This is a genomic window from Novosphingobium sp. ERW19 (genome assembly GCF_012641315.1).
GTDB lineage: Bacteria > Pseudomonadota > Alphaproteobacteria > Sphingomonadales > Sphingomonadaceae > Novosphingobium.
Genome location: NZ_JABAIC010000019.1, coordinates 25,635 through 32,365, shown reverse-complemented (window position 1 = coordinate 32,365; position 6,731 = coordinate 25,635). Strand labels below are relative to the sequence as shown.

General features: G+C 64.4%; 6 protein-coding genes. 4 read left to right on the top strand and 2 right to left on the bottom strand.

Annotation, left to right across the window (positions count from 1 at the left end; genetic code table 11):
* Positions 1-540 precede the first annotated feature (540 nt).
* The 4 genes from HGI46_RS21095 to HGI46_RS21080 are packed head-to-tail and all read left to right on the top strand — an operon-like array spanning position 541 to position 4,779.
* Entirely contained in the window at positions 541-1,014 is a 474-nt protein-coding gene (locus HGI46_RS21095; protein WP_118074969.1) for a (2Fe-2S)-binding protein, read from the top strand.
* Positions 1,011-3,383, top strand: a complete 2,373-nt coding sequence (locus tag HGI46_RS21090) for a xanthine dehydrogenase family protein molybdopterin-binding subunit (RefSeq protein ID WP_168854664.1) — start codon at positions 1,011-1,013, stop codon at positions 3,381-3,383. Before HGI46_RS21095 ends, HGI46_RS21090 begins: the two co-directional genes overlap by 4 nt.
* Complete coding sequence (locus HGI46_RS21085; protein WP_125956742.1) at positions 3,383-4,177, top strand: xanthine dehydrogenase family protein subunit M; 795 nt, start codon at positions 3,383-3,385, stop codon at positions 4,175-4,177. The genes HGI46_RS21090 and HGI46_RS21085 overlap by 1 nt, the downstream gene beginning before the upstream one ends.
* A gap of 20 nt (positions 4,178-4,197) precedes the next feature.
* Complete coding sequence (locus tag HGI46_RS21080) at positions 4,198-4,779, top strand: carbon monoxide dehydrogenase subunit G (RefSeq protein WP_118074971.1); 582 nt, start codon at positions 4,198-4,200, stop codon at positions 4,777-4,779.
* A gap of 45 nt (positions 4,780-4,824) precedes the next feature.
* On the opposite strand, the gene HGI46_RS21075 is transcribed toward HGI46_RS21080, so the two are convergent.
* Together HGI46_RS21075 and HGI46_RS21070 are read right to left on the bottom strand one after the other, a co-directional pair.
* A complete protein-coding gene (locus HGI46_RS21075) occupies positions 4,825-6,054 on the bottom strand; it encodes an MFS transporter (RefSeq protein ID WP_168905733.1) in 1,230 nt (409 codons plus the stop codon).
* Entirely contained in the window at positions 6,054-6,707 is a 654-nt protein-coding gene (locus HGI46_RS21070) for a hypothetical protein (RefSeq protein ID WP_118074973.1), read from the bottom strand. The genes HGI46_RS21075 and HGI46_RS21070 overlap by 1 nt, the downstream gene beginning before the upstream one ends.
* Between the last annotated feature and the right edge of the window lie 24 nt (positions 6,708-6,731).

Here is a 6,731-nt window from a genome sequence, read left to right as displayed (position 1 = left end):
GAAAGGCGAGCCATCTGCTCGTCCGTCAGCCAGTACAGGTCGCTCATGCTCAGTCTCCTCGCGGAGCCTGAATCACATCCCCCTCAGCCAATCAATGGGTCCTGAGCCTAGCAATCGCCCCCGGTGCTTGGTCTCATCGCATGCGCCGTCCTGGCGGGTAATCCGTTGCGATTCCGGTCATGTCCAACGGGATGGTGCGAGAAGGCTTGGCTGGCCGGGTGGCCACCGTCCCTGATATGCCACGGTTCGCATGCGAGGAACGGCAGGGCAGCAGATCAGGTCAAAAGGACTTGCCGCCCGGTTATATTTCGATATCAATATATCTCCGTGACCGGCGCGTGATGCGCGAGACGCCAGAAGCGATCTCAGATCAGGCCTGCGGAACGGATACTCGCCATGGCAAATGGCGGATGAATGGGTGAGGATTGGCATGGTGGATACCGCAGTGACCGGGCTTGCCACGCTAGGCAAGGCACAGACAACCGCACATTATCGCAAGCCGGCCAAGCACACCGCTGCCTGTGCCACAGGGGGCATCCGATGACAGCCATCACTCTCAATGTGAACGGCGCTTCCCACGCGATCGATGTCGAGGACCGCACGCTGCTGGTCCACGCCCTGCGCGACACTCTGCGGCTTACCGGTGCGCACATCGGCTGCGATACGAGCCAGTGCGGTGCATGCACGGTCCACATCGATGGGCGCGCCGTGAAGAGCTGCACCGTTCTGGCCGCGCAGGCGGTCGACAGTGAAATACGCACGATCGAAGGGCTGGCAAAGGGTGCCGACCTCCATCCGATGCAGGCGGCGTTCCGCGAACATCACGGGCTGCAATGCGGCTTCTGCACGCCGGGCATGATCATGATGGCGGTCGATATCGCCCGCCGCCATCCCCGGCCGGACGATGCCACCGTCCGTGCGGAGCTTGAAGGCAACCTGTGCCGCTGCACCGGGTATCACAACATCGTCAAGGCGGTGATTGCCGGTGCCGCCGCGATGGAGGGACTGGCATGAACGTCGCACCTTCTACCACCGCGAAGTTCGGGCAATCGGTAAAGCGTGTCGAGGATTCCCGGCTGATAACCGGCAACGGGCGCTACGTGGACGATCTTCTGCTGCCGGGGCAGACTTACGCGGCCTTCGTGCGGTCAGCCCACGCCCATGCCCGCATCGCGTCGATCGACACATCGTCTGCGGCGCAAATGCCGGGTGTCGTGCGCATATTGACCGGACAGGATCTGGTCGATGCCGGTCTCGCGCCCCTACCCTGCGGCTGGAATCTCGATTCCGTCGATGGCACTCCTGCGAGGGTGGCGGTTCATCGCGCGCTGGCCACTGATGCCGTCCGCTTTGTGGGTGAGCCGGTGGCGCTGGTCATCGCCGAAACGCGCAACCAGGCCCGTGACGCCGCCGATGCCGTCTTCGTCAACTATGAGGAGTTGCCGACGGTCGTAGACCTGCGCGCCGCCATCGCTCCTGACGCGCCGCAGCTTCATGCCGACATTCCGCAGAACCGGGCCTTCACCTGGGGCATCGGCGATGCCGCGCAGGTAGATGCCGCTTTCGCCCGCGCCTCGCACAAGGTCGGCATCGAACTGCGCAACAACCGGCTCGTCCCCAATGCGATGGAACCGCGCGCCATAAACGCCGAGTGGCGCACCTTCGACCGTTCGATGACGATCCATCTGACGCACCAGAATCCGATCGGGATGCGGGTGATGTTCATGATGCTGCTCGGCCTGGAAAGCGAGAACCATCTCCGCGTCGTCTCTCCGGATGTCGGCGGCGGTTTCGGATCGAAGGCCCCCGCCTATCCCGAAGAACTTGCCGTCGCCTTCGCTGCGCGCGCCGTTGGCAGGCCGGTGAAATGGACTGCGGAACGCACCGAATCCTTTCTCACCGATGCCCACGGGCGCGACCACATCACCACGGCCGAACTGGCGCTGGACGATCAGGGCCATTTCCTGGCGATCAGGGTTCACACGCTGGCGAATTTCGGAGCCTACGTCTCGACATCGAACGCGCTCGTCGTTTCCTACATGTATGCCACGATGCTGACCGGGCAGTACAACATCCCGGCGGCGCACGCGCTGGTCGAGGGTATCTACACCAATACCTGCCCGGTCGATGCCTACCGCGGTGCCGGACGGCCGGAGGCTGCCTATCTGATCGAACGGCTGGCGAATCTGGCTGCGCAGGAGATCGGCGTCGATCAGGCCGAGATCCGGCGGCGCAATTTCATTCGCACCTTCCCGCACCAGACGCCGCTGGTCTATTGCTATGACAGCGGCGATTACGAAGGCTGCCTTGATGCGGCGTTGCGGCTTGCCGACTATGCCGGTTTCGAAAGCCGCCGGGCAGAGGCGCGAGCGCGCGGGAAACTGCGCGGCATAGGCCTTTCGGCCTATGTCGAGGCCTGCGGCATCGGCCCGTCCCGATTGCTCGCCAGCCTGGGCGGCGCGGGCTCAATGTGGGAATCGTGCGAAATCCGGGTGCAACCGGCAGGTTCGGTGGAAGTGCTCACCGGCGCGCACAACCACGGACAGGGCCACCAGACGGTCTATGCCCAGCTCGTTTCCGAACGCTTCGGCATCCCGATGGATCGCATCACGGTGATCCAGGGCGATACCGATCGCATCCAGGCCGGCACCGGAACCTATGGGTCAAGAGCGTCTGTCGGCCTGTCGGCGGCGGCGCGATCGTGCGACAAGATCATCAGCAAGGGGCGCGAGATCGTCGCCTGCATGCTCGGGGTAGAGCCGGATCAGGTCGATTTCGAGGACGGCATCTATTCGAGCGCGGCCACCAACCAGACCGTCGCCTTTGCCGAGATGGCCCATGCCGCACATGCTGCAGCCAGCTTCCCGACCGACCGGATCGAACCCGGCCTTGTCGCCACCACCTTCTTCGATCCGCCCAACTTCACCTATCCGGCCGGGGTTCATGTCTGCGAGGTGGAGATCGACCCCGAAACCGGCGTGACCGAAGTGGTGGCGTTCAACGCGGCTGACGATTTCGGTACCGTCGCCAACCCGATGATCGTGGAGGGACAAGTCCACGGCGGGGTCACGCAGGGCATTGGCCAGGCACTGTGGGAAAATGCGGTCTATGATCCCGAAACCGCCCAGTTGCTGACCGCATCCTACATGGACTACGGCATGCCACGCGCCGACAGTCTGCCGGAGTTCGGACTCACCTTCTGGCCCTCGCCCACGCCGGTAAATCCGCTGGGCATGAAAGGGTGCGGCGAAGCGGGGGCAATCGGTTCTCCGCCCGCAGTCATCAATGCCGTGTGCGATGCGCTCGGCATCGCTCACATGGACATGCCCGCCTCGCCCGAAAAGATCTGGCGGATTTGCCGGCAACGGTCGGAGATGGCCTGATGTACGAACTTGCCTATGTCCGTCCGCAATCGCTGACCGATGCCCTGGCGATGCTGGCGCAGGATGATGGTGCCCAGGCGCTTTCGGGCGGGCAGACCCTGATGCCGGTGCTGCGTGCGCGTCTTGCGATGCCGACCCGGCTGGTCGATCTTGCGCGGCTGCACGAACTCGCCGGGATCACGCCTGCCGGCGATGGCATTGAGATCGGCGCGGCGACGACCCATCACGATGTGTCGACCAGCAGCGCGGTACGCTCTGTGCTGCCCGCGCTGGCCGGGCTGGCAGGCGGGATCGGCGATGCACAGATCCGCCATCGCGGGACCATCGGCGGCTCCATTGCCAACAACGATCCCGCAGCTTGCTATCCCAGTGCGCTGCTGGCGCTGGGGGCCAGCATCACTACCAGCCAGCGCACGCTTGCCGCGCAGGACTTCTTCACCGGCATGTTCAGCACCGCTCTCGAACCCGGAGAGATTGTCAGGAGCATCCGCCTCCCGGCGTGCGACAAGGCAAGATATATCAAGTTCCGCAATCCCGCGTCCCGCTTCGCGCTGGTTGGGGTGTTTGCCGCGCGCCTGCCCGGCGGCTATCGCATCGCCATCACCGGGGGGGGCAACGGCGTGTTTCGCTGGCAAGAGGCGGAACAGCACCTCGACAGCGGCGGCAGCGTCTCCGCCATCGCTGAAGAACGGCTGGATATCGGCAACTTCACCGGCGATCTTCACGGCTCGGCCGAATACCGGCGCCACATTGCCGCCGTCACCGTGCGCCAAGCCATCTCGGCCATAACCTGACTTTTCGGACTGACTGCATCATGGAAATCACCGGATCCTATCTCCTGCCTTGCTCACCGGATACCGCATGGAAGGCGCTGAACGACCCCGAGGTGCTGAAGGCGTGCCTCAAGGGTTGCGAATCGCTCGAAAAGACCGGGGAAACCGCGTTTTCCGGCAAGGTCGCTGCAAAGATCGGCCCTGTCAGCGCGCGTTTTTCGGGAACCATGCGCCAGACGGAAATAGATGCGCCGCATTCGTGCCGCATGCAGTTCGAAGGCCAGGGCGGCGTTGCCGGATTTGCCAAGGGCGGTGCGCTTGTCACGCTGGCCTCGCGCGATGGTGGCACGGAATTGACATACGTTGCCGACACGCAGATCGGCGGAAGGCTGGCGCAGATGGGCGCACGGCTGGTGGAAGGCACGGCAAAATCGATGGCCGATGATTTCTTTGGCAAGTTCGCCGCCGCTGTCTCTGCCATGGAACCGGCGGTCGGCGCACCTGCCGAACCGCCAGTATCGCCACCAGCGCCGACCGGTCAGCCTTCGTCGCAGCGATCGTTGCTTGTGCCGTCCCTGATCGCAGCAGTGATCGTGGCGCTGGCGATCATTCTGCTGCGCTAAAGCGGATTCCACCAATTCTGCCCCGCCCTGGCTGGCCCTCGCAGATCAGGCTGCCGCGCGGCTGTCAGGGCCGTGATCGGGATAGGGGCCGAGCAGGACAACCAGCATGGCCCCGGCGAGGAACAGCACGGCGGCAATCCCGAAGCTTGCCTCATAGCTGGCGGTCCGCTCGAAAATTCGGGAAAACATCGTCGGTGCCGTGGCACTGCCGATCGCCAGCGCGGCATAACTAAACGAATAGATCTGCGGATAACGGCGCAGCCCGAAGTAGCGCACGGTCAGGAAGGCCAGAATATCGAGCTCGGCCCCCGCTGCGATGCCCAGCATCATGCAGGCCCCTGCCAGAATGGCCGGATTGTCCGATCCATTGAGCACGAGGCAGGCGAACGCGGGCAAGATCAGGGCACCACAGGCCACCATCGGAGCCCAGAACCGGTCCATCAGAAAGCCTGACGCAATTCTGCCGGGAATCATCCCCACGGCAAAGAAGCTGGCGATGCTGGCTGCATCGGCAGCATCGAAGCCGCGATCGGACAGGGCGGGCACCAGGTTCGGGCTGACCCCGGAAATGGCAAGATAGCCGCACAGGATCGAAGCGGTCAGAAACCAGAACCTCCGGTCGGTCAGCGCCTCGCGCACGTCAAACCCGGATTGCTCCTTTGCGGGATGGTATGAATGTCCGGCCTGCCCGCGCGGCAGGAACAGCCAGACGACGGGCAAGGCCACGATCACCGGAATGGCCGCTACCAGGCGCAGCGCCCCGGCCCATCCCAGTTCCGGGACTGCGTTGGCGATAAGGATTGGCAGCAACAACGCGACAAGCGCCGTTCCAACCAGGGCAAGGCCCAGCGCCGCACCGCGCGCGCGATCGAACGTGGCTGCGATGACTCGCGACCACAACACCGGATTCGAACCGGCTCCGAGAATGGCCGCCAGCGCATATCCTGCCCAGAATTGCCCCAGGCTGTCCGCCATCGAGGCTATAGTCAGCCCGGTGGATACCCCTACCAGCGAAGGGATCGCAACCCTGCGAGGACCGAAGCGCCCGATGAGCCAGCCAACGACCGGCGATGTCAGCGCTCCGATCCCGGAACTGAACAGGATGGCCAGCTGAATGTCGGATCGGGTCCAGCCCATGGCGGTCTCGATCGGCTTCGTCAGTGGTCCGATCGAATAGAACGGCAGCGCCACCGCGCTGCTGCCCACTCCCACCGCACAGGCCACAAGGACAAGCCAGCCAGCGCGCAGTTCCGCGCCGACCGTGCCTTCACGCATCACGCCTCGCCGCTCCATTCGCGCAATGTCGGTGTAGCAAGGAACAGGCGCGGTCCCGAAGCGACAAAATGAGATGTGTCATGCACCACCTCGTCCCTCCCGCGATCGCTGTCGAAAAAGCCTTCGATCAGGGCCTTGCGATCGGGAAAGCGCAGTTCCGGCAGGCCGCGCGCCGGGGGACAATCGGGCGTGATCGCACGGGTGATCCAGTTCTGGATATAGCGCGAGGCACCGACGTGCACTTTCTCGGCCAGGGCGGCGTGGTGTGCCCAGCACCGCTTCGCGGCCGGATCGGGCAGATCGGCATGGAACATCAGGCGTCCCAGCAATGTGATCGCCTCGTCCTCCTCCCCCTGACGCGCGCGGCGGAACCGCTCGGTCGGCTCCACCTGCCAGGCATGCAGGCAGTCTGCGCCGGAAACCGCAGTGAAATCGGGAACGCCCGCGGCATCGTCCCAGATCGCCGCGGCATCGTAAAGAGCGCTGTTGCTCATCGGGTCGGGATCGGACGGTGGCCGGTAGGCGCTGCCCACGGGCGATTCGATCACGCGCAACAGCCGCGGCGGCTGCCCGCCGCCCGTGGTCGCCGCAGCCAGCCCGGCCCAATCGACCGGGGCGCCATCGGCAAAGCGGACAAGTGCAATGATCTTCATGTCAGGCCCCGCCAGAAATCGAGG